Annotated in this window: 18 protein-coding genes and 1 other RNA gene; 7 read left to right on the forward strand and 12 right to left on the reverse strand. The window is 59.0% G+C overall.

Annotated features, from left to right (window positions below; all coding sequences use genetic code 11):
- Positions 1-246: 246 nt before the first annotated feature.
- Positions 247-585, reverse strand: coding sequence for a YbaB/EbfC family nucleoid-associated protein (locus AC3WWR_RS22585; protein WP_007933349.1), 339 nt, complete (start codon positions 583-585; stop codon positions 247-249).
- Positions 586-651: 66 nt separating this feature from the next.
- A complete protein-coding gene (dnaX, locus tag AC3WWR_RS22590) occupies positions 652-2754 on the reverse strand; it encodes a DNA polymerase III subunit gamma/tau (protein WP_492599068.1) in 2103 nt (700 codons plus the stop codon).
- Positions 2755-2889: 135 nt separating this feature from the next.
- Here dnaX and AC3WWR_RS22595 point away from each other — a divergent pair, with 135 nt between their 5' ends.
- On the forward strand, positions 2890-3642 hold the full coding sequence (locus tag AC3WWR_RS22595) for a substrate-binding periplasmic protein (protein ID WP_492599069.1): 753 nt from the start codon (positions 2890-2892) through the stop codon (positions 3640-3642).
- Here the strand turns inward: AC3WWR_RS22595 and AC3WWR_RS22600 are convergent.
- Positions 3609-5345, reverse strand: coding sequence for a putative bifunctional diguanylate cyclase/phosphodiesterase (locus AC3WWR_RS22600; RefSeq protein WP_492599070.1), 1737 nt, complete (start codon positions 5343-5345; stop codon positions 3609-3611). The two genes, AC3WWR_RS22595 and AC3WWR_RS22600, sit on opposite strands and share 34 nt — an antisense overlap.
- 281 nt (positions 5346-5626) lie before the next feature.
- Here AC3WWR_RS22600 and AC3WWR_RS22605 point away from each other — a divergent pair, with 281 nt between their 5' ends.
- On the forward strand, positions 5627-5941 hold the full coding sequence (locus AC3WWR_RS22605; RefSeq protein WP_020800653.1) for a helix-turn-helix domain-containing protein: 315 nt from the start codon (positions 5627-5629) through the stop codon (positions 5939-5941).
- Between the two features lie 172 nt (positions 5942-6113).
- Here the strand turns inward: AC3WWR_RS22605 and ffs are convergent.
- The 3 genes from ffs to AC3WWR_RS22620 all read right to left on the reverse strand — a co-directional run bounded on the left by ffs (position 6114) and on the right by AC3WWR_RS22620 (position 8089).
- Positions 6114-6210: signal recognition particle sRNA small type (ffs, locus tag AC3WWR_RS22610), an RNA gene on the reverse strand.
- Between the two features lie 358 nt (positions 6211-6568).
- Positions 6569-7420, reverse strand: a complete 852-nt coding sequence (locus AC3WWR_RS22615; RefSeq protein ID WP_492599071.1) for an urea carboxylase-associated family protein — start codon at positions 7418-7420, stop codon at positions 6569-6571.
- 15 nt (positions 7421-7435) lie between these two features.
- Complete coding sequence (locus AC3WWR_RS22620) at positions 7436-8089, reverse strand: GntR family transcriptional regulator (protein ID WP_083348494.1); 654 nt, start codon at positions 8087-8089, stop codon at positions 7436-7438.
- Positions 8090-8262: 173 nt separating this feature from the next.
- Here AC3WWR_RS22620 and AC3WWR_RS22625 point away from each other — a divergent pair, with 173 nt between their 5' ends.
- Complete coding sequence (locus AC3WWR_RS22625) at positions 8263-8820, forward strand: TetR/AcrR family transcriptional regulator (RefSeq protein ID WP_020800649.1); 558 nt, start codon at positions 8263-8265, stop codon at positions 8818-8820.
- On the opposite strand, the gene fabF is transcribed toward AC3WWR_RS22625, so the two are convergent.
- The 6 genes from fabF to AC3WWR_RS22655 all read right to left on the reverse strand — a co-directional run bounded on the left by fabF (position 8817) and on the right by AC3WWR_RS22655 (position 16103).
- Positions 8817-10091 (reverse strand): beta-ketoacyl-ACP synthase II, encoded by a 1275-nt coding sequence (gene fabF / locus AC3WWR_RS22630; RefSeq protein WP_492599072.1) that lies wholly within the window; start codon positions 10089-10091, stop codon positions 8817-8819. The two genes, AC3WWR_RS22625 and fabF, sit on opposite strands and share 4 nt — an antisense overlap.
- 31 nt (positions 10092-10122) lie before the next feature.
- The gene (locus tag AC3WWR_RS22635) at positions 10123-10917 is read right to left on the reverse strand and encodes an SDR family NAD(P)-dependent oxidoreductase (protein WP_168757523.1); all 795 of its coding nucleotides are present in this window, start codon (positions 10915-10917) and stop codon (positions 10123-10125) included.
- 210 nt (positions 10918-11127) lie between these two features.
- The gene (locus AC3WWR_RS22640) at positions 11128-11463 is read right to left on the reverse strand and encodes a ComEA family DNA-binding protein (protein ID WP_492599073.1); all 336 of its coding nucleotides are present in this window, start codon (positions 11461-11463) and stop codon (positions 11128-11130) included.
- Between the two features lie 161 nt (positions 11464-11624).
- Entirely contained in the window at positions 11625-13022 is a 1398-nt protein-coding gene (locus AC3WWR_RS22645) for a TolC family outer membrane protein (protein WP_492599074.1), read from the reverse strand.
- Positions 13019-14347, reverse strand: coding sequence for an HlyD family type I secretion periplasmic adaptor subunit (locus AC3WWR_RS22650; RefSeq protein ID WP_492599075.1), 1329 nt, complete (start codon positions 14345-14347; stop codon positions 13019-13021). The genes AC3WWR_RS22645 and AC3WWR_RS22650 overlap by 4 nt, the downstream gene beginning before the upstream one ends.
- 13 nt (positions 14348-14360) lie before the next feature.
- Positions 14361-16103 (reverse strand): type I secretion system permease/ATPase, encoded by a 1743-nt coding sequence (locus AC3WWR_RS22655; protein ID WP_492599076.1) that lies wholly within the window; start codon positions 16101-16103, stop codon positions 14361-14363.
- A gap of 914 nt (positions 16104-17017) precedes the next feature.
- On the opposite strand from AC3WWR_RS22655, the gene AC3WWR_RS22660 reads away from it, so the two are divergent.
- From AC3WWR_RS22660 to AC3WWR_RS22675, 4 genes are all read left to right on the forward strand, one after another.
- Positions 17018-17839 carry a hypothetical protein gene (locus tag AC3WWR_RS22660; protein WP_492599092.1) on the forward strand — a complete coding sequence of 274 codons (822 nt, stop codon included), beginning with the start codon at positions 17018-17020 and terminating at the stop codon, positions 17837-17839.
- Positions 17840-17856: 17 nt separating this feature from the next.
- Positions 17857-19230 carry a DUF4214 domain-containing protein gene (locus tag AC3WWR_RS22665; protein WP_492599077.1) on the forward strand — a complete coding sequence of 458 codons (1374 nt, stop codon included), beginning with the start codon at positions 17857-17859 and terminating at the stop codon, positions 19228-19230.
- A gap of 149 nt (positions 19231-19379) precedes the next feature.
- Complete coding sequence (locus AC3WWR_RS22670; RefSeq protein ID WP_492599078.1) at positions 19380-21869, forward strand: glycosyltransferase; 2490 nt, start codon at positions 19380-19382, stop codon at positions 21867-21869.
- Entirely contained in the window at positions 21866-24391 is a 2526-nt protein-coding gene (locus AC3WWR_RS22675; protein WP_492599079.1) for a glycosyltransferase family 2 protein, read from the forward strand. The genes AC3WWR_RS22670 and AC3WWR_RS22675 overlap by 4 nt, the downstream gene beginning before the upstream one ends.
- Positions 24392-24594 lie beyond the last annotated feature (203 nt).

Below are 24594 nucleotides of genomic sequence, written 5' to 3' on the forward strand. Positions count from 1 at the left end.
CAGGAGCGAGAAAAGCTGAAGGCTGCCCAAGGCAGCCTTCAGCTATGAAACATGTTTACCGGACACTAGTGACGCTCTGCGTGGGAATGCAGCCCGGGACGCTCCGCGTCCCTTTCTGAAGCTGGAACGCGGAGCGTCCCTTTAGGCATTCCTTTGCTGCGCGTGGGAACGATCAGTGACCAGAAACAAAAATGCCAGGCGCGATGCCTGGCATTTTTTGTAGCTCATCCAACGCCCGAAGGCGAATCAGAATGGCAGTTTCATGCCCGGTGGCAGTTGCATGCCAGCGGTCATGCTGCCCATTTTGTCCTGGCTGTTGGCTTCGATCTTGCGCACGGCGTCGTTGACGGCCGCGGCGAACACCGCCTCGAGCATTTCCTTGTCATCTTCGCTCAGGCCTTCGACCAGGCTTGGGTCGATGGTCACGCGCTTGACGTCGTGACGACCGGTCATCACCACGGTGACCATGTCGCCACCGGCTTTACCGGTGACTTCGGCGTTGGCCAGCTCTTCCTGCATCTTGGCCATTTTTTCCTGCATCTGCTGCGCCTGCTTCATCAGGCCGGCCATGCCACCTTTCATCATGGGAATCACCTCAAAAGTACTTGGATTAAACGACGCCCAACCCGTACGGGCGAGCGCCTTCAGTTATTAGCCCTGACTGGCCAGGGCCTCGACAGGTTCAATAGTATCGTTACGGATCACCGCACCGAACTGCTGCATCATTTGCTGGATGAACGGATCACCGTGGATCGACTCCTCGGCCTCGCGCTGACGGTCCGCACGCCGACGGGACGCCGCCTGGGCCGGGGTTTCCTGCTCGGGCTTGATCAGCTCCATGGTCAGGGTCAGGGTCCGCCCGTGATACTGGTTCAACGCTTCGTTGAGACGACGTTGTTGAGTGGCGTTGAACAAGGCGCTGTGGGCCGGGTCCAGGTGCAACAACCAATTGTCGCCATCGACCGCGACCAGCGTGCAGTTGGCGGCGATGCTGCCAGTCATGCCGGAAATCGGCAGTTTCGGGAACAGCTCCAGCCATTGCAGGGCCAGGCCCGTGGCCGGCGCTGCGGCGGGCTCAGGCTCGGGCTCCGCGGCAGGCTCGGCGGTGTGTTCGCTGGCCAGTTCGTCGAGGTAGCTGTAGGCCGAGTCCATGTCTGGCTCGATATAGTCTTCGTCCAGTGGCGGCTCGTCATCCAGGTCCATGCCTGGGGTAGCGGCATCGACTTGCGCCACCGTCGGTTCCGGAATGGGCGCGGCGGCCCACTCCGGCGCGTCCGGTACCACGCTGTCCGGGGTCGGCAACGGCATGGGCGGCAACTCGGGCTGCTCGCTGGCGGTTTCCAGCACCGGCTCGACGGCTGGCTGTTGAACGGCTTCTGGCTCGACCGGATCGTTCCATGGCAGGTCGACCACTTCCTCGACCACGACCGCCTCGACCACCGGCTCAGGCTGAGGCTGAGGCTGAGGCTGAGGCTGAGGCTGAGGCTGAGGCTGAGGCTGAGGTACGGCAACGACCGGCGCAGGGGTCGCAGGCACCGCCGCGACAGGTGCAACGGGTGCAGCGACGACCTTTGCTACGACCGGCGTGGCAGCCACTGATTTGGCGGAATCAACCGTGGCCTGGCTGATCCCCACTGGCTTTAGCGGTTGCCTCGGCGCGTCCGTGGTGTCCGCGGGCCGGAATGCCAGCATGCGCAACAGCACCATTTCAAAGCCGCCACGGGGATCCGGCGCCAGCGGCAAGTCGCGGCGGCCGATCAGGCCCATCTGGTAATAGAACTGCACGTCTTCGGCCGGCAACGCCTGGGCCAGGGCCAGCACCCGGTCTCGGTCGCCATGACCGTTGTCGACGCCTTCCGGCAAGGCCTGGGTAATGGCAACCCGGTGCAGCACATTGAGGATCTCCGAGAGCACGCCATTCCAGTCCGGGCCTTGTTCGGCCAGGTGGCGGACCGCTTCGAGCAGGGCCTTGGCATCGCCTTCGATCAGCGCATGCAGGACGTCATAGACCTGGCCGTGATCAAGGGTGCCAAGCATCGCCCGAACGTCCGCGGCCATGACCTTGCCCTCACCGAAGGCAATCGCCTGGTCGGTGAGGCTCATGGCATCGCGCATCGAACCGTCGGCGGCGCGACCGAGCAACCACAGCGCGTCGTCTTCGAACGGCACGTTCTCGACACTCAGCACGTGGCTCAAATGCTCAACGACCCGTTCCGGGGTCATGTTCTTCAAGGAGAACTGCAGGCAACGCGAAAGAATCGTTGCAGGAAGTTTCTGCGGATCAGTGGTGGCCAGGATGAACTTGACGTAGGGTGGCGGCTCTTCGAGGGTTTTCAGCAGCGCATTGAAAGAATGGCTGGAGAGCATGTGCACTTCGTCGATCAGGTAGACCTTGAAACGCCCGCGGCTGGGGGCGTACTGCACGTTGTCGAGCAACTCGCGGGTGTCTTCGACCTTGGTGCGGCTGGCGGCGTCGATCTCGATCAGGTCGACGAAGCGGCCTTCATCGATCTCGCGGCATACCGAGCACTCGCCACAGGGCGTTGAAGTGATACCCGTTTCACAGTTCAGGCATTTGGCTATGATCCGCGCGATAGTGGTCTTGCCGACCCCGCGCGTACCGGTAAACAGGTAGGCGTGGTGCAGCCGCTGGCTGTCCAAGGCATTGATCAGAGCCTTGAGCACATGGGTCTGGCCGACCATTTCGCGGAACGAGCGCGGACGCCATTTACGTGCAAGAACCTGATAACTCATCGAAAACCGTCGCAGCGAAGGAAGCAGAAGCGGCTAATGCTAGCGGAGCAAGGCACAAATTGCATCCGGTGCGCTCGTCTAATCTGGCTAAGCTGCATTTTGCGGGCTTTTTGCGTCAAAGTTAGCGGAGCGTTTATGCGGTTAGCCTGGGGGGCACTGCTGTTGTTAAGCCTGGACGGAACGGCCGCTGATGCGCCGTTGCGCTTCGTGGTGCCTGACAGTTGGGCGATGCCGATGGTGCAACTTGAACGTGGCCGGCCGACCCAGGGCATCCTGTATGACGTGATGCTCAGCCTCGCGACCCAGGTCGGCGTGCCGGCGCAGTTCCACGTATTGCCCCGCGGCCGGGTGCAAAACGCCATGGAAACGGGCGAGGTCGATATACGCTGCTACGCCGCGCAGTCCTGGACGCCGAACCAGTCCGGCGACTATATCTGGAGCATTCCGCTCTGGACTCAACCCGACCTGCTGGTCAGCCGTCCCGATGCGAACACCTCCGTCACGCCAACACACTTGCCCCATCAATCGATCGGGACGGTCCTGGGCTACAGCTACCCAACCCTGCAACCCCTGTTCGACGCCAACCGGCTGTATCGCGACGATGCCCGCAATCAGGAACAGGTGCTGGAGAAGCTGCATGCCGGGCGCAACCGCTATGCGGTCAGCAACCAATGGACCCTTGACTGGTTCAACCAGCGCTTGTTGCCGCAGCAGCAACTGCAAAGCGTGGCGCTCCTGCAGGAGCAACGCGTCGGCTGCTACGTGCGCAACGACCCCAAGGTGCCGGTGCAGCGCATCCTGCGCACCCTGCTGCGCATGAAGATGTCCGGGGAGATCGACGACATCATTGCCCTTTATGTCGGAGGCAAGACTGAACCCAGGCCATGACCTTGTGCGGTGGCATCTGCCGCTCGCCATTGCGCCGGCACGACAAAACCCGCGACCCAGCCGGGCACATCGTCAGCAGGCATCGGCTGCGCAATGAAATTGCCCTGGGCCACCTCGCACCCCAGGCGCAACAGCAACTCACCGTGCTCGATACTTTCCAGCCCCTCGGCGATCACCTGGCGGCCAAATGCCCGGGCAAGGCCGATCACGGCCGTGGTCAATGCCAAGTCATCGCCATCATGAAGAATGCCGCGCACAAAGGACTTGTCGATCTTGATGGTCTGGGTGCGCAGGCGCTTGAGGTAACTCAGGGATGAGTAGCCGGTGCCGAAATCCCCCAACGAAAACTGCAGCCCCAGCGCCTGGCAAGCCTGCAGACAGGCACTGACATGCTGGATGTTCTCGACCGCGACCGACTCGACGATTTCCAGGTCAAGCCGCTGCGGAGCGACTCGCTCGTGCCGCGCCAACAGGTTTTTGAGGCGCTCGACGAAATCCGCCCGCTGAAAATGCCGCGCCGCGATATTGATGCTCACCGGCCAGTCATGCCCGGCCTGGCGCCATTGATCCAGCTGCGCCAACACGCGGTCCAGCACCCACTCACCGATATCGATGATCAGGTCCGTCTCCTCCACCTGAGGCAAAAAATCCCGGGCAGGCATCAAGCCGATTTGCGGGTGCTCCCAGCGCAGCACCGCCGCAAAGCCAACGACTTGGCCACGGCGCATGTTGACCTTGGGCTGGAACTGCAGGCGCAGCTCTCCGGCATCCAGCGCCTGACGCACCCGTTCGACCGTCTCGTGAGTGGCCTTGACCTCGCGGTCGCGGCTCACGTCGAACAAGTGAAAGCGCTTGCGACCGCTCTGCTTGGCCACGTACATGGCCTGATCGGCATGACGCAGCAAGGTCCCGGCATCTTCGTTATCGTAAGGGAACAGCGTGACGCCAATGCTGGCAAACACATTGATGTCCTTGCCGTGCAGTGAGTACGGTGCCGATATCGCCCCCAGTATCCGGTTCAGCGCGGCCCGCAATTTCGGCAGGTCATGGACGTAGCGCAACACCAGGACGAACTCGTCGCCGGCCAGCCGCGCGACCACATCCTCGCCACGCACGACGTTGCGCAGGCGCTTGGCCACCTCCACCAGCAACAGATCGCCGGTGGCATGCCCGTAGCCGTCATTGATCGCCTTGAAGCCGTCGAGATCGAGCATGCACACTGCCAGCGGAATGCTCTCCTGCCGGGAGAACTCCAACGCCTGATCAAGCAGATCCGAAAGAAATGCACGATTGGGCAGCCCGGTCAGCACGTCATGACCGACCCGCCATTGCAGGGAATGCAGGAGCTGGCGTTTTTCGCTGATGTCAAAGCGAATCGACAGATACCGCTCTACCCGCCCGGTGGCAGTCTCGATCACCGGCACCATGGTGCTTTCGACCCAATACAGGCTGCCATCCTTGGCACGATTGCAGATCTCACCCTTCCAGATATGACCCCGGGAGATGGTGCGCCACATGTCGACGAAGAAGTCAGTGGCGTGCATGCCGGAATTGAGCATGCGATGGTTTTGCCCAAGCAACTCTTCACGGCTGTACCCGGACACTGCGCAAAACTGTTCATTGACGTGGGTGATCCGGCCGCCCAGGTCGGTCTCGGAAAAAATCGCGGCGGCATCCACCGCCCTGCGGTATTTCTCATCCATGAGTCAGGCTCGTTGTCGCCGGCGGTGGAACCCGTTCAAGGCAGCAACACCGATGCTGGTAATATTCTGCAAGACTGCAAGTGGCTTTCGCCGCCTTGCGTAACTACGCAATAGTGGCTTTTTCATATTATTCCATAATCTGAAACAAGCTCACTCAATGTCGCTTTTGGACGGCAATTCTACGAAATGCATCACATTTTGCAAAGCAAGGTGATGGTTAATGCAGTTGCCTATTACTACATCAATCATTAAGTTCTTGATTCTAAATGGGAATTAAAGCGATGCACATTTCAAGTTTGGGTCCAGCCATCCGGCGGTACCGCAAGGTCGCGGGGCTTACTCAGGCTGAACTTGGCGAAAGAACCGGTTTTGACCCCAAAACCATCAGCCGCTTCGAAACCGGTACCTATACCCCCAGCGTGGACGCACTGTTCATGTTTGCCAATGTGCTGGGGGTGAAGCTGAAAGCCTTTTTCGCCGACCCTGGCGATGAGGACGAACAACGGGCGTACCTGTTCGATGTCATACATAAAGCCCCCCCAAAGGATCTGGGAAAGCTGATTGCAGCGGTTGACCAGGCCTTGTCCAAGCCTTAGAGCCAGCAAGAACGATGATCGACGTGTCGCGTCCGACAGGTCGAGCTCCTTTTTTATGTCGCCACCAAATCGCAGACGACAAAAAGCCGCGATGGGCAGGCGCCATGGCGGTACAGGAAACCGGTTTGATTGATTACGCGAGAGAGGGTCTCGCGGTTCGTTAAGGTGGTAACCCCACCAGCCACACCCCGGCACACAATGTCACCGCTGCGGCTGCTCCCTTCCAGGCCTGACCGGGTTCACGGCTGATCGTTGCGGGGGGACCGATGGGGTCACCATAACGACGCTCACCTGACGGCGAGCCGCGCCATTGTACCTATCTGGGACGAAGTTACAACCGTTCGAGTGGATTAAAAAAAATGAGCTGGGTCAAGGACATGCAATTGCCTTGAAAATCTCGTGGTGGGTTGACGGCGTACATATCCACTCCTGCGGTAACAGCCACATAGGGTTTCGCTTTTACAGCGAGTCACCGGAAGAGCCTGTAGGAGCGAGCATGCTCGCGATGGAGGTCAACGATGACGCGGGGAGTCTGGCACCCCGCGGTGCTCTCAGGTTTTTCGTCGGAACGCCGCCCGGAGCATGCTCGCTCCTACAGGGCGCGGTACTCTTGCGTGATTCGCCTATCTACAATTCCCAATCGGCCTTAGCAATGTGCAACCCATGCATCCCCTGGTACGCCGCACGCTCCGGCTGGCTCCAACCCTCAAGCAACGCATCATCCAGTCGATAAACCTCCACCCCCAGCGGCCGGCACACGCTCAGCGGGTCCTGCGCATCAGGTCCCCACATGGCCAGCGACAAATCGCCTCCCGGGCAGGTCGACAGTGCGCAGAGCAAATCGATTTCGGCGAAGAACTCCAGGTAATCGCCCTTCTGCGCCGGACAGGCCTTCATGAAGTACATGTCGTCGTGGTTCAGCCCCGTGCACTGGAAAATGTTCAGCACGTCATGCACATCGAATTCGGTCAGGCCGTGAGGCAGCACCGCACGGGTCAGGTTGGAATGACAGTGATGGTGAAAGTCCTCGCCGGTGAGCATCTTGTTCACGTACGGATCGCAGCGGGTACCGAGCAAGTCGTGCAGGCGCCCGCCGTGTTCGTCGATACCGTACGCGGCGAGGCTGTCATCGGTGATGGTCACCAGCGGCCGCAAGAATGGCAGGTTCGACCAGAGCCTGTCGTGGGTGCTGACGTGCGCCCCCTGCAACTGCCGGGTCCGCGCCGCCCACAAGCGTTCGCGCGGATCGTTGGCGTTCCACACGTTGAAATCCCCCACCTGCGGCCCGACCGGCGTGGTCACGCGAAACACGTGCCCGGCCGGCACCGTCCAGGCACGACCAGTACGGATCGGCACTTCGAATGACTCGATCAGGGTACGCCCGTCCTTCGCGTCGCGAACCCGCTCGTAGAAAGCCTTGTCCACCTGCAAGGCCGAACCTTTGCTGACTTGATAAGCCGCCGGATAGTCTTTGTACATGGCACACACCCTCGATCAGTGATGGGAAGCAGTGGCAAACAATTGCGACAGCAGATGTTCGGAATCATCGAGATACAGGCACATGGCGTCTTCGGCGCCGCGCTTGTCGCCCTCGGCAAGCAGCTCATGGATTTGCCGATCGCGAGCCAGCCAGGGCGCCTGGAAACGCGCTTCATCGGGAGCGCTGCAGAACACCAGGCGCAATTGCGCGACGACGTTGGTGAAGAACGCGTCGAACAAAGGACTGCGCAACAACCCGACAATGTGTTGGTGAAAGGCCAGGCCATGGGTGCCGACGGCGCGCCAATCCTCGCGCTCCCGGGCCAGCTCGGCGGCTTCCAGGGCTTCGAGCATGCGGTCGGACTCATACTCGCGCAGAGGCCGGCTGGCGCTGATGGCCTGCAATTCGAGCGTGCGTCGAACCCGGAACAGGTCCCGCACATCCTCAATCCCCAGCCGGCGCACCATGACTCCCTTGTTGCGCACATAGCGGGTCAAACCCTCCTGCCCCAAGCGGTGCAAGGCCTCCCGAATGGTATTGCGCGACGCGTTATAGGCGGCCACCAAATCGCTTTCCACCAGGGACATGCCCGGCAGCAATCGCCCACCAATGATGTCGCCACGTAACTCCAGTGTGATCTGATCGGCCAATGACAGCCCGCTGTTCATACTCATTACCCCGGATTGTTCAACAATCGTTGGTGAATGAGTAATCACTATTCGTGCCATATTTCATTGGGGTTCGATCAAGTTCGACGCATCTGCATGCTTTTTAGAAATAGAAGTACAGTCACCATCCAATTTTCATTGGTTAATATGGCGCATTGATGCGGAGATATCAGATGCGTTACTCGCAGGACCATAAAGCCCAGACCCACCAACGCATCATCAAGGAAGCTTCCGTGCGATTTCGCCGTGACGGCATCGGCGCGACCGGCCTGCAACCGCTGATGAAAGCGCTGGGCTTGACCCACGGGGGCTTTTATTCACACTTCAAGTCCAAGGACGAGCTGGTGGAAAAAGCGCTGCAGGCCGCCGGGGATCAAGTGGACGTCACCTGCGCCGAGCTATTTTCCCAAGACCGCCCGCTGGAGGCATTCATCAACGCCTACCTGTCCGAATGGCACCAGACCTCGCCCCACGAAGGCTGCCCACTGCCGACCATGTCCTCGGAACTCGGCATGCGCGGCCAGCCAAGCCCTACATCAGACGCGGTGCTCCAGGCACGACTTCGCCAGATCCAGGGCACCCTCGAGGGCGAAAACATCGAGCGACGCAGCATCGTCATCATGTCCACACTGATCGGCGCACTGCTGCTATCGCGCAGCGTCGAGAACCCCGAGCTGGCTGCCGAGATCCTCGAGGTGACACGCACCCACCTTAATCAGCCGGACAACTAGCCAACCCAGCGCTTGAATAGCACGCTGGCATTCACCCCGCCAAACCCGAACCCGTTGGACAGCGCGTACTCGATCGCCATGGGTCGTGCCTGGCCGCGGACAATGTCCACGCCCTCGCTGGCCGGGTCCGGATTATCGAGATTAAGGGTCGCCGGCACAATCTGGTCCCGGATCGCCAGCAGCGTGAAAATGGCTTCGATCCCGCCAGCAGCACCGAGCAAGTGCCCGGTGGCCGACTTGGTCGAGGTCACTGCAATGCCGTTTTGCGAACCGAACAGCGCCTTGATGGCTGCCAACTCCCCCAGGTCGCCCACTGGTGTCGAAGTGGCGTGCGCATTCAAATGCTGGACCTGCTCCGGCAAAATCCCCGCCTGAGCCAATGCCAATGACATGGCCCGGCGTGCGCCGCTGCCATCCTCAGGCCCCGCGGTCAGGTGATAGGCGTCGGCGCTGGTGCCATAACCGACCACCTCTGCCAGGGGTTGAGCACCACGGGCCAAGGCATGTTCCAGGGATTCGACCACCAGCAGGCCAGCCCCTTCACCCATGACAAAGCCATCGCGGTCGCGATCGAACGGACGCGAAGCGCGCTCCGGGGTGTCGTTGAAAGCGCTGGACAACGCACGCGCCGCCGCAAAGCCAGCAAGGCTGACCCGATCGATCGCCGCCTCTGCGCCCCCACACACCGCAACATCCGCCTCGCCGCAACGAATCAATCGCACCGCATCGCCAATCGCCTGGACGCCAGCCGCACAGGCCGTGACCGGTGCGCCCAGCGGGCCCTTGAAGCCATGCTCGATCGACACATGCCCCGCGGCCAGGTTGACCAGGAAGGAAGGGATGGTGAACGGCGACAACCGTCGCGGCCCACGGCTGTCCGTGGTACGCACCGCATCGGCAATCGCCCCGAAACCACCGACGCCCGACCCAATGATGGTTGCCGTACGCTCCTGGGCTTGCGCTGTTTGTGCCTGCCACCCCGCCTGCTCAATCGCCTGGCGCGCCGCCTCCTTGGCAAACAGGATGAACCGATCCATCTTCTTCTGTTCTTTGGGCGCCGTTGCCCGATCCGGATCAAAACCTGCCTCCGGGTCCTGCGCAACGGTTTGCACCGCCCCGCCGACCTTGGCCGGCAGATCGGCCACTACTTCATCCGGCAAATTGCGCAACCCGGAACGCCCGGCCAACAAGCGCGCCCAGACCGCCTCCACGCCGCTACCCAGCGGAGACACCAGCCCCATACCTGTCACTACCACTCGACGATCACTCATACCGCCACCACCTCACACCGGTTCGCCCGCGTCATTTGTAACGCGCAGCCGCCTTGCTTTTCGAAAGATTAGGCGCCATGACCAGACGCGCCGCCACAAATGCATCCCAGTCGCCAGCATCCGGCAATGAAGGAATGGTCACCAACTCACCCTGATCCAGTCCCGCCAGCGCCGCATCGACCATCTCCCCCGCCTCCATCACCATATCCTCCGGAATCTGCGAAGCATCGATACCCGAACGCTCCCAGATCTCCGTGCGTGTTACCCCTGGCAACACAGCCTGGACCTTGACACCGGTGCCGTCGAGTTCGGCGTTCAACGACTGAGTCAAACTCAGCACATAAGCCTTGCTCGCGCTGTACGTCGCATTAAACCGCTCGGGAAACAACGCCACCACCGATGCAATATTGATAATCGTGCCCCGACCCGCCTTGGCAAAACTCGCCGCCGCTGCCGACGCCAAACGCGTGACCGCCGTGATATTCAGCTGAATCATGCGCTCCAGCTGGTCCAGATCGGCATTGGCCAACAACCCATCCGCCGCTATCCCCGCATTGTTCAGCAACAGACTGATACTCGAATCACTGCGAAGACGCTGCTCAAGCTTCAGCACGTCATCCTTCTGCGTCAAATCCGCCTTCAACACCTCAACCTGAACACCATGGGCATCACGCAACGCACTCGCCGCCGCTTCAAGCCGCTCTTGATCACGGGCGACCAACAACAAATCAAAACCACGCGCAGCCAAACGCTGTGCGTAGACAGCACCGATGCCGGAGGAAGCGCCGGTGACGAGGGCCGTGCCTTGGGACTGGATGGAAGTCATGATGATTGCTCCTGGGAGATGCCAGAGGGAAGGATACGCGCCAAGGTTGTCAGCGCGCCGACATGGAAATCGTATTTATTATAGCCATAATTTAAGCATCATATGATAGTCGTAATTTTTTGCTCCGCGACGAAAGGCAAAACCGCTCACCCTCCGCCAGATGGCAAAAAGGCCGGTCAATGACCGGCCTTCCAAGGCAGATTTACAAGCTTAGTTCACCTGAAGCTTCTCGCGATTCTTATCCAGGAGCGCCTTGCCGAACCCCTTCACCTCGAGCAACTCCTCGGTGGAGGCAAACGGCCCATTAGCTTCACGATACGCAACAATCGCCTTGGCCTTGGCCTCCCCCACACCGGACAACTCACGCTGCAAGGTGGGCGCATCAGCCTTATTGAGATTCACCTTGCCTGATTCCACACCCGCCGAAGCCTCCATAGCCACCGGAGCCTTGGATGCCTCCGGCTTGGCCGCAGGCGCTGCATTGGCGGTGATAGAAGCACTGGTGAGCAGGGCAAAAACCAGGAAATAGAAATAGCCTGTACGCATAAATGACGCTCCATGACATCGGTTGAGGAAGCAGCTTTTCCGCAGCTGCTTCCTCAACGTTAGGTGATGTGGGGAGGGTGTCAAAAATGTGTCTGTTGCGGGATGTGAGACAATCTGGGATTAAGGGACGGCATTGATAGACCAACAAACGAGTCAGCACACTAGCGACTGACCTGCTTCGGATTAGACGCATCAGGTTGAATGACGTTAGTTTCGTCCGCACTCAGCCACGCATTCACACTGGCCACGCTTCCTTCGGAGAGCTTTCCAGCCCAACGGTTGAGCGCAAACAGGTTTATGACAAAATCGTATTGGGCCTTGAGCAGATCGCGGCGCGCCTTGAATTCGTTCTGCACACTGGCCAATACATCCACAGCGTTCACCACGCCATAGGTGAACGCCTTCTGCGCGGCAATACTGGACTGGCTGGCCGAAGACAGCGCATTTCGGCTCGCACGGATCTTCTCGACACTGGATTGCGCAGTCAGGTACGCATTAGTGGTTTCTTTAACCACTTGGCGCCTTACGCCTTCGAGCTGCTCCTCTGCCACTTGCTGATCGTCATACAAGCCACGAACACGCGCCGAGGTGGAGCCACCGCTGTATAACGGCACTTTCACACCCAGGGTGGCGACGTAGCTGTCGCTGCGCGGGGTTTGTGTATTGTCATACCCCACATCGCTCTGCTGGCCGCTCAGACTGAAAGTCAGGGACGGATAATGCCCCCCCTTGCCTTCACGCACCGCCGCTTCGGCCGCCTCGACACCACTCTGGCTAGCCTTCAGGGCCGGGTTACCGCTCTCTGCCAACTGCAACCAGTTATCCAGGCTCTCCATAGGCGCCTGGAACTCCACATCACTGCGCACGCGACTCAAGCGCTCGTTGATGGGTCGCCCAACCAGCTCGGCCAGTGCCGCGCGACTGAGGCGCACCTGGTTACGCGACTCGACTTCCTGGGCCGCCAGGCTGTCGACCCGTGCCTGCAGGTCCAATTGATCGGTGATCTTGGCCATTTGCCGGGCATACAACGCATTAACCTGGTCGAGATTCTTTTGCGTCGCCCGACGCTCGGCCATGATCAACTCCAGGTCGTCATCGGCCGCCAACGCGATGAAATAGCGCTTGGCCAGATCCACCGTAGCCTCAGCCTGCGCCTCATCGGCTTCGGAGACCTTTTGCCGGCTGACGCTTTTGGACTTCTGCCAGCTTTCCCAAGCCTGCTTGTTATAGATGTACTGGGTCAGGCTCAACCCGTAACTGTTGTTGTCGTAGATTTCCCGCGAGGCGTCGTCTTTGCGCAGGATTCGGTTGTAACCGCCGTTGGCCGATACCTGCGGGAGCAATCCACCCAGCGCGGCGCGCTGCTGTTCGGACGCGGAACGCGCCTTGGCGTAGGCCGAGATGATGCGCGGGTCTTCCAACCGCGCTTCGCGATACAGCGCCATCAGGTCAACCGAATAATCATTGGCACTGACACCGCGCTCTTCCTGCGCGGCTGCCGCTTGAACCTGAAAAACCGATAAACCGAGGAGCACAACAGGTAACAAACGCACAATCATTCCTCGATCATCGACTTGGCGAACATGTTGCGAGCCGGTTTCAGGAGGTACTGCAGCATGGTTCGATCACCCGCATTGATCAGTACTTCAGCCGGCATACCTGGCAACAACTTGCGTTCGCCAAGCTTTTTCGCACCCTCGTCGGTGAGCGTCACCCGCACCAGGTAATAGCTGTCACCGGAACGCTCATCGGTCAAGCGGTCCGCGGAGATTCGACTGACCTCGCCCTGGATCACCGGCGTGGTCGCATAATTGAATGCGGTGAAGCGAATGTCTGCCGTCTTGCCCAAGGAAATTCGATCAATATCATTGGTGCCGACGCGCGCTTCAACCACCAACTGAGAGGCTTCAGGCACGATGTCCATCAACGGTGTTGCCGGGCTGATCACACCACCAACGGTATGCACCTTCATATCCAGCACCATGCCACCTTCCGGGGCCCGGATGACAATCCGCGAGAGCCTGTCCTTGAGTGCGCTGACTTTTTCCTGCAGCTCAAAGACCTGGCTCTGCACATCGGCAAGGTCTTTCACCACATCGGAGTTGAAGTTCTTGGTGAGCTGAACAATTTCCAGTTGCGTCTCGTTAATCTGCAAACGAGTAGTCAGGATGTTCGATTTATGGTCGGCCACTTCCGACCTGAGCATGTCCAGCTTGCGCTCCTGCTCCAACAACCTTTGCTTGTCGACGAACCCCTGGGCCAACAACTCCTTGAGCTCGGTGATCTCACCGCTGTAGGACTGCTCCAGCCCCACCTTGGTACGGACCATCGTCTCCAGGCCAGTGATCTGCTGACTGAGCTGAGCGATACGCTCTTTCTTGACCGCTATTTCCCCAAGACGCGAACCACGCCGAGCATTGAACACATGCGTTTCGCCCTCCAATGCCTCCTGCGCGCGCTGCGAATCAGGGCCATCAATCGACACCGTCGGCAACGCCGGCAAGTCATCGCGCTCGGCTCGCAAGCGGGCCTCCCTGGTTTTGGCGGCAATCAGCTGGCTACGGGTAGACTCGTACTCGGCACTGATCTGCGACTCATCCAGCACAATCAGCGGATCGCCCCGGCGCACCAGATCACCATCATGCACGAGCAGTTCCTTGACGATACCCCCCTCCAGATGCTGAACCGTCTTGCGATAGCTTTGGACTGTGACCTGGCCACTGCCAAATACAGCGTTATCCAATGGAGCGAAGGCGGCCCAGCCGCCAAACAGACCAAAGGTTACAAGCACGATCCCCAGGCCGAGCCGGCGTATATTTCGGTCAGAAGTAGGCACCTCATCGAGCTCGTGATCGTTGAGGGTTAACAGGGTAGTACGGGTCATCAATGGATTCCTTTCACGCGCCGGCCGAAGCCGCATCTGAAGCGGCCGCCTGGGCGACCCGCTGCTGAGTCTTGGCTTGCTGGGCCGCCAACTCGGCAATAACTTGCTCACGCGCCCCATAAAGACTGATGGTGCCGGCACTCAGCACCATCACACGATCAAGCCGGGCAAGAATATTGGGGCGGTGCGAGACGATGAACACCGTGGCACCCGTTTCCTTGATCTTCTGCAAGGCGACACCCAAAGCACGCTCACCGACATCATCAAGGTTGGAGTTGGGCTCATCCAGGACAATCAGTCGCGGGTTACCGTAGAGCGCCCGAGCCAGGCCAATACGCTGGCGCTGACCGCCAGACAGGTTGATACCGTCACTGCCGATGACCGTGTCGTAACCGTCGGGGAGCATCAGGATCATCTCATGCACGCCAGCGACCTTAGCGGCATGCACGGTTTTTTCGGCATCAATGGCTTCAAAACGGGCAATGTTTTCGCTGATACTGCCCTCGAACAACTCGATGTCCTGTGGCAGGTAACCCACGTGCGGACCCAGTTCATGTTTGTCCCAGGCACTGATATCCGCACCATCCAGGCGTACCACGCCATGCTGTGGCGCCCATACCCCCATCAACGCCCGAACGAGTGTCGACTTGCCCGCCGCGCTCGGCCCGACAATGCCCACCACGGTACCGGCTGGGGCGACGAAGCTGATATTGCGGATCACCGGAGTTTTCGCACCCGGCGGGGTCACGATCAGGTTCTCGACTTGAACATGCCCTTGCGGCGCGGGTAGCTTCATGCGCTCAGGTTCGGCACTCAGCTTGTCCAGGGTTTCGTTCAGACGGTTGTACTGCACCCGCGCAGCGACAAAGCCCTTCCAGCTGCCGATCATCTGGTCAATGGGGGACAAGGCGCGTCCGAGCAACAGCGAGCCAGCCATCAACAAGCCCGGCGTTATCTCGTGGGTGATCACCAGGTAAGCACCTAGCGCCAGCATGATGGACTGAGTCCACTGACGAAACGTCTTGGACACGGATGTAATAATGCCGCTCTTGTCGCTGGCATACGACTGCAGCCTCAATACCTTGCGCTGGCGCTGCGCCCAGCGGCTCATCAGGGTGTGAAGCATTCCCATTGATTCGATGACTTCGGCATTGCGCAGCGTTTTGGTAGTGTGCAGGGAGGCTGCAACGTTTTCCTTGTTGGCCTCCACCAACGCCTTGCCAGTAAAGCGCTGGTTCAACACCGCCAGACAGATCAGTACGATTGCGCAACCAACGGTGACCCAGCCATATAAAGGGTGAAACATGAACATGACCGCGACATAAATCGGCAACCATGGCGCATCGAAGAAGGCGAACAGACCATTCCCGCTCAGGAACTGGCGCAGGGACGTGAGGTCATTGAGCGATTGGGCCGACGCATCCATTCCGCCACTGTCCAGAGCCCTGCGGAAGCTGGCTCGATAGACGTCATGGCTCAACAGGGCGTCAAGCCGGTTGCTGATACGCACCATGATCCGTGAGCGCACCCACTCCAGTGAACCCAGGGTCAACATCAATAAGGTCAGGATGAGCGTCAGCATCACCAGCGTGGAGACGCTGCTGCTGGGCACTACGCGACCGGAAACCTGGATCATGAAGAACGTCGGCACCAACATCAGCGCGTTGACGAACAGACTGAAAAAACCGACGGAAATAAAGCTGCTCTTGCAAACCCTCAAGGCGGCTTGCAAGTTGTTTTCGGGTAGGCGACTCATAGCATCCATACTGAGTGGGAAGGCGTAAAGCGCGGAAGTGTACCATCCACCTCCAGCACCGGCAGCCAAAAAAGTGCTTGGTAAAGGAAGTTTAATGATGGAAGCGACGAATGACGCCAGCTCGAACTAACCTCTCTTTTACCCCCTTACCATCGACACTCCCCCTCAACTAATTGGGCAAGTGTAACAACCCATCCTCATACTGACCCGCTGGTCAGGACCGACCTAAAGACACCCGGCAGCAAGCCCGATTTCTTTAGGGCGCACAAAAAATATTTTTTTAGTAAAGCAAGTACCGAGTCGACCGCTGGTAAAGACAATTGGTTTTTTTGCCTCTACCATAGCCGCCAATTTGCATGCTCCGCCTAACAGCCAGAGAACAGTAGGCAGACTCAAAGCACAACAAGCATGGCCAACCCAAACGCGTGACCTGTATTTCACCGTCCCCAACCATGAACACATCGTTTGCCGCTCAACATTTTCCCAGCGTGCCTTTCCCTGCCGCACAAGATCTTGCTCAGGCAAACCACCAGGTCCAGGCTGCGAAAGGTGCATTGCAAAAATTTTGGACGCCCTCCTCTGGCCAGGTGGGCGTTTGCGTCACCCCGAAAGGAGACGGATGCCGTGATTTCACGGGGGCCAGGCAAGGTTTTTTGGCCAGCCTCCCTTGCCATGCAAAAATTGTTTCGGCACAGGATTGTTTAAAAAATCCAGATAGCTTAATCTTCCTGCCGTCAAGGAAGCCACCAATCCGCCATTAGCCTTTAATGATATAGGCCACATGCGTTCAACAGATATTTGTCGAACCTTGTATGGATTATCCAGTTCAAGGATTGAAGGAGTTTTACCGCGTGTCTTCGCAAAGCACTGATGGACTTAAGATCACTTCCCGGGTCACTCTTCTTGAACCAGGGATGTATATCTTTCGTTATGCCTCACAAACCAGTACAGACAAAACTGTTTGCATAGCGCTTCAACAAGCGCCCCTTGGCAAAGGTCTTATTGACTTTTTCCCAGCCGAGGGCGTTAGCAAAAACATGCTAACCAAACTGGGTGACTGCATCATCGGTCGCGTCAAAAACGGCGTAACTACCGTACTCATTACCGAATACCACCTGGCCAATGTCCAAGTTGATCCTGTTGATCTGCGTATCGACCGAATCGACACTTCCGCCGCCATCATGCGCAACTTCGCGCCACCCGTCCCCGCTAAAGAAACCAGCAGCGAGTTGCAGCCTGCGGTTGCGCCGGGGACATTAAAATTGATCGGCCACATCCAGTCCCGCGGCGACGTCACTGCCACCCAAGAGTGGCTCGGTGAGCGCCAGGGCACGACCGGCATAGAAGGCTTCCTGGTTGACTGGGCAGACCGTCCCGATGGCGTTGACCTGGTGTACACCAGTACCGTCGCCGGCTCAGGCCCCAGCCCCAAAGTTCTTTCCGGTCACTATTGCGGTACCCGTGGCAAGGCCACGCCCCTGATCGCAGTCGGCTTCAGCCTGACCGGCCCCAACAGCAGTCGTTATCGACTGGCTGGCGAGGTCGCCTTCGCAGGCGCCGATCCACAACCCATTGTTGCTGACCAGATGTTTTTCGGCCCCAGCGGCCAGGAACCCCTGGTTGGAATCAAGCTTTCCATCTTCGCCCATCCTGAGATCAACGCTCCCCGCTATAAGTCTCCCTGGGAAAACCTTGCGACTACGCAAACATATAGCCATGAGGGCCAATTGGCCTGATCTACAGGAATTGAAGCATGCAATACGATAATCCGTTCTCGGCCGGCGACGTCAAAGACGCCCTGGCTCAAAACGCTAGCATCTCCAGCGCCACCGCCAACGCCATCTCGCAAATCCTCAACCTGGATAACGCAGAGACCGTCGCTATCGGTTCGTGGGATGGCGTGGGCAGCGTTGTTGCCCCAACCGGCACCAACACCCATGCTATCTTCGCTGACATCGTTGGCGCTGCCGGTACTAATGTCACTGTTGATCTGACCACCCCAGGTCTGTCCGACGCCAAGGCACTCGTTTTCGCCAGCGACGCTAACCTGGCTCTGGACTTCACCACCTCTTCTGCCGACACCGCCGAGCGCGTAATCGTCAGCGGCAACGGTAACGACAACATCATCGTCGGCCACGGCAACACTACTGTTGATACAGGCGCCGGCAACGATACCGTGACCCTGGGCAACGGTAACAACGTGGTTATCGCCAACAGCGGCGATAACCAAATCTCGACTGGCACTGGCCGCGACACGATCTTCACCGGTACTGGCAACGACACCGTCGATGCTGGCGCAGGCTATGATGTGGCTCATGTTGCAGGATCCCGTGCCGACTTCGCTGCATCCGTATCGGGCAATTCGCTGAACCTGAACGGCGGTGATCACGCTATCAACACTTCGAATGTTGAATTCATCAGCTTCGACAACAACGAGTCGATTGTTGTTGCCAGCACCCATGAAGAAGCGGCTGCACTGCGCCTCTACAATGGCCTGCTGGGCCGTGATGCTGACGCAGGTGGTGCCGAGGCTTGGGCCAATGCTGCTAACGGCACTGCACTGACCGACATCGCGCAAGGCTTCCTGAACTCCAGCGAGTTCCAGAACAACATGAATAGCGAGTTCATTCAAAGCGTGTACTCCACCCTGCTCGGCCGCGATGCGGACGCTAGCGGCGAGGCGGCCTGGCTGAACCTGCTGGCCAATGGTACAAGCCGTGCCGACGTCATTGCTGGCCTCACCAACTCTGATGAAGGCAAGGCTGCAATCGCAAGCGCCAGCGACACCGACTATGTCAAGGCGCTGTACACCAGCGTACTGGGTCGTGAAGCTGACGATGCAGGTCTGGAGAACTGGGTTGCCGCACTGACTGCCGGTGCGGACCGTGCCTCGGTTGCACAAAGCATCAGCAGCTCAGCCGAGTCCACTTCCAAGTCGGCATCCGACTTCATCGATGAGCTCTACAACAACGCCCTGGGTCGCGACGCAGACGCGGAAGGCAAGGCTGCCTGGACCAACGCCCTGGAGCACGGCGCTACCCAAGCTGAAGTGGCCATCGGTATCGTCGGTTCCGACGAAGGCATCGACAGCAACGGCAACGTGGTTGTAGTACACGGCGTGGCGTAACACTCCACCCTGCAACAAGCCTGAATACCTCCAGCCGCAAGGCTGGGGGTATTTGAAAAGGGGCTCCTTCTCGGGGCCCTCTTTTTTGTTTTCACAGCGAAACCCAGATAATCATGTCAAGACATATAGACCATAAGCCGGGATCGCTTATGGACCACTTCCATCGCGACCGCCAAGCCGGTCTCCATGACAGTGCCGAGGCTCACCTCGAATGTGCCTTGCATACCCCCGAATATCGTTCCGAGGCCCTGATCTGGAAAGGGATCGAGGCCTTGCAACATAAAGACCCGCAACGCGCCTTCGTCTACCTCAGTGGCGCAGCCCATCAGCTGCCACAGCGTACCGACGTTCGCGCCCTACTCGCACGCAGCCTTCTGGCGCAAAATAACGCCAATGCGGCGACCCGGATGCTCAGCGCCGCTTGGCGCGACCAACCCCACGACCCAACGTTGCGCATGGCACTCTGGCAAGCGCGTAGCCAGTCCGAACAGCCGGAAAAACTCTGCCAGCTGATCCTGGCCCACCTGCCCGAAATCAACGACGGCAACGAACTGAAACTCGTGCTTGGCCTGCTGGCCGGGCTACCCCATGCCCCCAAAAACGTAGGTGTGGTGCGCTACGATGCCGAGAGCGGGGAAATCCGAGGCTGGGCACTGAACCTGCGCGCACCGCAAACGCCCCTGCGCCTGCAACTGCAAGCCAACGGACGCACGACACCGTTCCTGGCCGACTCAATTCACCCTCTGCTACAACAGGCGGGGTTCAGTGCGAACCATGGTGGCATTCAAGTGGAGGTCTCGCAGCCGACCCCGGAACTGCACATCCACTTCAAGGATGGCGCCGCTCTTTTGGGCAGCCCACTGTCGATACTCCCCCCCTTCGTTCCGCCAACGCCAGTGGCCGGGAACGTTGCCCGGCAACAACCCGTCGACGTGCTGGTCCCGGTGTACGAAGGCCTTGCCGAAACCCTGGAGTGCATTGACAGCGTGCTGCGCAACCGCAGCCTCAACCAGACCGAACATCGGCTGGTGGTGCTGGACGATGCCAGCCCGAATCGAGCCCTGAGCCAAGCCCTCAAGAAGCTGGCCGCCAGCGGGCAGATCCATTACGTGCGCCACCCGACCAACCTGGGCTTTATTCGCAACACCAACCGCGGCATGGCCCTGAGCCCGGAGCGAGACGTGGTCTGGTTGAACGCCGACACCCGCGTCATCGGAAACTGGCTAGACCGCCTCCGCGCAGTGGCATACGAAGCAGAAGACATCGCCTCGGTCACGCCCTTTACCAATAACGGCGAACTGATGAGCTTCCCGCTCAGCCGCGTCAGCCAGGCCATGCCCAGCGCCGAGCAACAGGCACAACTGGACCACTTGGCCAGTCAGACCGACAGCGCCGCCGTCGAAATCGAAACGGGCTGCGGCTTCTGCCTGTATATAAAGCGCAGCGCGCTGGATGAAGTGGGCTACCTGGATGAGGTTCATCTGTCGCGCGGCTACGGCGAGGAAACCGACTGGTGCCTGCGCGCCCGCAACTTCGGCTGGCGACATATGGGCGCCCCTCGGGTATTCGTTGCGCATCAGGGTGGCATCTCTTTCGGAGATGAGAAGATCCTGCGGGTGGCACATAACAACGCCATTCTAAGGCGGCGATACCCGGATGCCGAATCGCGTTACACCGCCTTTTGCCTGCGCGATCCATTGCAGCCCGCTCGCCAGGCACTTCAGCGAGCCCGGCTGGAGCAGTTGCGCAGTTGGATGCTCACCGAGCACCAGGGACAGCCTCCCAGACAACTATCCATCGAGGGCTCTGCCCTATCGACAGCGCCGCTCATATTGAAGTATCAAAATCGTGGCCACCATACCCGGGTGACCTTGCAGGCAGCGTTGCAACCATTGACCTTCACGCTCGACTATCGGCTGCCAAGCGATGCCAAACAACTACTGAGCGATCTGCAGTCGCTGCCGCTGGATGAGCTGATCTACCGGCAACTGGCTGGCTGCCCCGCAGAACTCCGTGATCTGCCAACACAATTGCAACGCCCCTATCAGGTCATCTGTCGCGATGACACATTGCTTTCCGAGCACCACTGCCCGCACTGGCGCCACTTCGCCAGTCAGGCCCAGAGCGTTCAACTGGCCTGGAGCTCGATGCAAGCCCGCTATGCAACTGCATTACCTGAAGCGCAACTGGTGCTGCCAACCAAGCACACCAACCTACCAGGTAAAAACCACGTCGCTGCGCGCACGCTGCTGATTGCCGACCGATTAGAGGATGCGGAACTGGCCCGACGCTGGCTGGACCTTGGCCGAAGCCTCAACCGCGACAAGCTTCCCTATCTGTTGCTGGTGATGGGCGACGGTCCATGGCTCGCACAGCTGGTTTCGACGGGCTCCGTTCAAGCCCTCGTTCAACTACCAGGCTTGAGCATCACCGAAACCTTGGCCATAACGGGATGCACCGCCGCCCTGAGCCTGGACCCGACACCCGACTCAAGTTGGAGCGCGGCAGCCATGGCTGCCGAATACGGTTTGCCACTGTACGCCGAAGCCAGCGATATCGCTCGCGAGGCAGACATTCTGCCCCTGGATCAACTGCCCCCTCTCCGGAAGGGCCTCTCCCTGCCTGTGAACGCCCTATGAATAGCATGACCTCCCTTCCGCGATCTGAATTCCATGGCGAAATAACGGGACTGTACGGCGACGTCCTTCAGGGCTGGGCCCTCGACAATGCTCAACCCGGTATGCGCCTGGTCGTCGAAGTGCTGGTGGATGGCGCCGGCGTAGCGCTCGTGCGCGCCGATCAATTTCAGCCCAACGCGACAATGGGTGATCAATTCCACGGTTTCTCCGTGCACCTGAAAGACAACTGGCTGACAAATGCCAGTCAGATCAGCGCACGTATCGCTAACCAGGCCCAATTGCTGGAAGGCAGCCTGCTGTTGCTCGGAGCAGGGGCGAAGGAACCAGCTGCCATCGCTTCCCAGATTTGGTACAACGGAGGTTTGAAACTGAGCGGCTGGAGCTGGGATCCTGACGCACCTAACCGACACATGCAGATCACCGTGCGAGAAGGAAGCCAGGTTCACCTTCGTGCTACCTGTGATCTACGTCATGTGGCGCTGTTCAATCGCAGCAGTGCAGACCACGGCTTCAATCTCGATCTGCCTTGGGCATTGGCCGACGGCAAACCCCACGTCCTGCACATAGAGAACGATCTCGGCCAAGCGCTATCCGGCAGCCCGGTTACTATCTGCTGCTGGCCCGAGGGCCTGGAAGGCCTGCTGCGTGACTATGCTCAATCACCCGGTAACCCGAACACCCTGAGCCTGCTCACGCAACTGGCCAGCGAGCAAAACCGCTGGGCACCTAAGAGCGCTGGTTTTCATCACTACCCGCAGTGGTTTGAATGCTTTCAGCAACCCTGCCCTATGCCCATAGCGCTTGCACCTGGCAATGCCGGAGTGCTGCTGATAAGCGAAGGCAATCAGGACGATGATTCGATCAGCCTGGCAAGCATTCGCGATCAGCGAATGAAAGCCAGTAAAGTCGCCATCGGCCACCCCGACAACGTCCTCCCTGCCCTGCTCGAACTGCTTGCTGCAGGGTGCAGCACCATCATTCCCGTCACGGGTGGTGATCGTCTTGCCCTCCATGCGACCGACCAACTACACACCCTACTGTCCGACGGTGGCGCCTGGGCGTATGCCGACTGCGACCGGGATGGACCACAACGAGAGCGCAGCCTGCCATGGCTTAAACCCGTGTGGGATGTTGACTTGTTTATCGGTGCCGACCTGTTCAGCCCCGGTGCCGCATTTAGCGCGCACATCGTTAAAGCAGCCCTGGAGTTGCTAACACCAGAGCAAGGCCTGACGGCGCTTGATTGGCATCATTTACTGGCCGCCATTGCCTTGGCCAGCGAACGACGCAAGGCTCCAGTGGTGCACCTGCCTCACGTGCTTTACCACCGCAATCACAAATCACCGGCAAGCCCCGCAGATGCACCGGCATCGCCGGATCGTCGCGAGGCAATGGAATGGCTCAGTCAAGGATTGGCACGGCGCGCTCGTGTTGAAGCATTGCCGGAGTACCCCGGGCTATTGCGTACCCGATGGCCACTCCCGTGGCCCCTGCCCCGCGTCAGCCTTGTCATCCCCACCCGCGATCAGGTCGGATTACTGCGCACCTGCATTGAAGGGCTGCTGGGGAATACCGACTACCCAAATCTCGAAATCATTGTGGTCGACAACCAGTCAAGCGACCCACAGGCGCTCGAATACTTGGCCAGTCTGCCCGCGCGCGGTGTGACCGTATTGGCTCACCCCTACCCGTTCAACTATTCCACCATCAATAATCGAGCCGTTGAAAAAGCAAGCGGTGACCTCATCGGCCTGGTCAACAACGACATTGAAATCCTTGAACCGAACTGGCTCAAGGAAATGGTTAGCCAAGTGATCCGGCCGGGTGTCGGTGCCGTGGGAGCAAAACTGCTGTGGCCCAACGGCATGGTTCAGCACGGCGGGGTTGTAGTGGGCATCAACGGGTTAGCGGCGCATACCGGTAACACCCTCAACCAACAGGACCCTGGTTACCTGGGCCTGAATCAGCTGGCACGGCAACAAAGCGCTGTTACCGCTGCCTGTCTACTAGTACGCAAATCGCTATATCAGCGGCTTGGCGGGCTGGATGAACGCGCATTCCCGGTTGCCTTCAACGATGTCGACTTTTGCCTGAAAATTCAAAAAAATGGTTTGAAGCTCATTTGGACACCCTTTGCGCAACTTATACATGCGGAATCTGCGAGCAGAGGGAAAGACCACACCGCCGAGAAAAAATCCCGGGCTATGCGCGAACAACAGATGTTCATTGAGCGTTGGTCTCAATCCGGGCAGCAGGATGCTTATTACCACCCGGCACTCTCGGCTGATTATTTGAGCGGCCCCTATGGAGGATTGGCAACACCTCCTCGGCCCGCCGCCGCACGAACACTGCAATCCCTGATTTCCGATACTTGCACAGACCTCGAGTTGATGACAGAAGCGGCGCTCAGCCAGACAAGACTTCAGGCATCGCCTGCTATCCCCAAGATCACGGTTGATAATGATCAGGTGATAGCCCTGACCAAACACTTCCAACCTATTTCGATTGGCACACAGCTATGAAGAACCAGTGCATTTCCGGCCTGTATTTCCAGTCTGGATATGACAGCGATCGATCAGTGGAATCGGTTACAAATGGCCTGCGAGCAACAACTATCCGGATTAATTTTTCGCGAGGGATTTTATCGAAAACCTTTATTTTCCGTAGGAATTTGCCCAGATTTTCGAGTAAAATTCGGTATTGAAATAAACGTTGTTTCATCGAA

The sequence above is a fragment of the Pseudomonas sp. EB271-G4-1 genome (assembly GCF_058791355.1).

What these genes read in the sequence shown, in the direction of transcription:
- AC3WWR_RS22665 (WP_492599077.1), top strand. Translation starts at nt 17,857, where the DNA reads ATGCAATACGATAATCCGTTCTCGGCCGGCGACGTCAAAGACGCCCTG.
- dnaX (WP_492599068.1), bottom strand. Translation starts at nt 2,754, where the DNA reads ATGAGTTATCAGGTTCTTGCACGTAAATGGCGTCCGCGCTCGTTCCGC.
- AC3WWR_RS22670 (WP_492599078.1), top strand. Translation starts at nt 19,380, where the DNA reads ATGGACCACTTCCATCGCGACCGCCAAGCCGGTCTCCATGACAGTGCC.
- AC3WWR_RS22625 (WP_020800649.1), top strand. Translation starts at nt 8,263, where the DNA reads ATGCGTTACTCGCAGGACCATAAAGCCCAGACCCACCAACGCATCATC.
- AC3WWR_RS22660 (WP_492599092.1), top strand. Translation starts at nt 17,018, where the DNA reads ATGTATATCTTTCGTTATGCCTCACAAACCAGTACAGACAAAACTGTT.
- AC3WWR_RS22620 (WP_083348494.1), bottom strand. Translation starts at nt 8,089, where the DNA reads ATGAACAGCGGGCTGTCATTGGCCGATCAGATCACACTGGAGTTACGT.
- AC3WWR_RS22655 (WP_492599076.1), bottom strand. Translation starts at nt 16,103, where the DNA reads ATGAGTCGCCTACCCGAAAACAACTTGCAAGCCGCCTTGAGGGTTTGC.
- AC3WWR_RS22585 (WP_007933349.1), bottom strand. Translation starts at nt 585, where the DNA reads ATGATGAAAGGTGGCATGGCCGGCCTGATGAAGCAGGCGCAGCAGATG.
- AC3WWR_RS22595 (WP_492599069.1), top strand. Translation starts at nt 2,890, where the DNA reads ATGCGGTTAGCCTGGGGGGCACTGCTGTTGTTAAGCCTGGACGGAACG.
- AC3WWR_RS22615 (WP_492599071.1), bottom strand. Translation starts at nt 7,420, where the DNA reads ATGTACAAAGACTATCCGGCGGCTTATCAAGTCAGCAAAGGTTCGGCC.
- AC3WWR_RS22635 (WP_168757523.1), bottom strand. Translation starts at nt 10,917, where the DNA reads ATGACTTCCATCCAGTCCCAAGGCACGGCCCTCGTCACCGGCGCTTCC.
- AC3WWR_RS22605 (WP_020800653.1), top strand. Translation starts at nt 5,627, where the DNA reads ATGCACATTTCAAGTTTGGGTCCAGCCATCCGGCGGTACCGCAAGGTC.
- AC3WWR_RS22640 (WP_492599073.1), bottom strand. Translation starts at nt 11,463, where the DNA reads ATGCGTACAGGCTATTTCTATTTCCTGGTTTTTGCCCTGCTCACCAGT.
- AC3WWR_RS22675 (WP_492599079.1), top strand. Translation starts at nt 21,866, where the DNA reads ATGAATAGCATGACCTCCCTTCCGCGATCTGAATTCCATGGCGAAATA.
- AC3WWR_RS22600 (WP_492599070.1), bottom strand. Translation starts at nt 5,345, where the DNA reads ATGGATGAGAAATACCGCAGGGCGGTGGATGCCGCCGCGATTTTTTCC.
- fabF (WP_492599072.1), bottom strand. Translation starts at nt 10,091, where the DNA reads ATGAGTGATCGTCGAGTGGTAGTGACAGGTATGGGGCTGGTGTCTCCG.
- AC3WWR_RS22650 (WP_492599075.1), bottom strand. Translation starts at nt 14,347, where the DNA reads ATGACCCGTACTACCCTGTTAACCCTCAACGATCACGAGCTCGATGAG.
- AC3WWR_RS22645 (WP_492599074.1), bottom strand. Translation starts at nt 13,022, where the DNA reads ATGATTGTGCGTTTGTTACCTGTTGTGCTCCTCGGTTTATCGGTTTTT.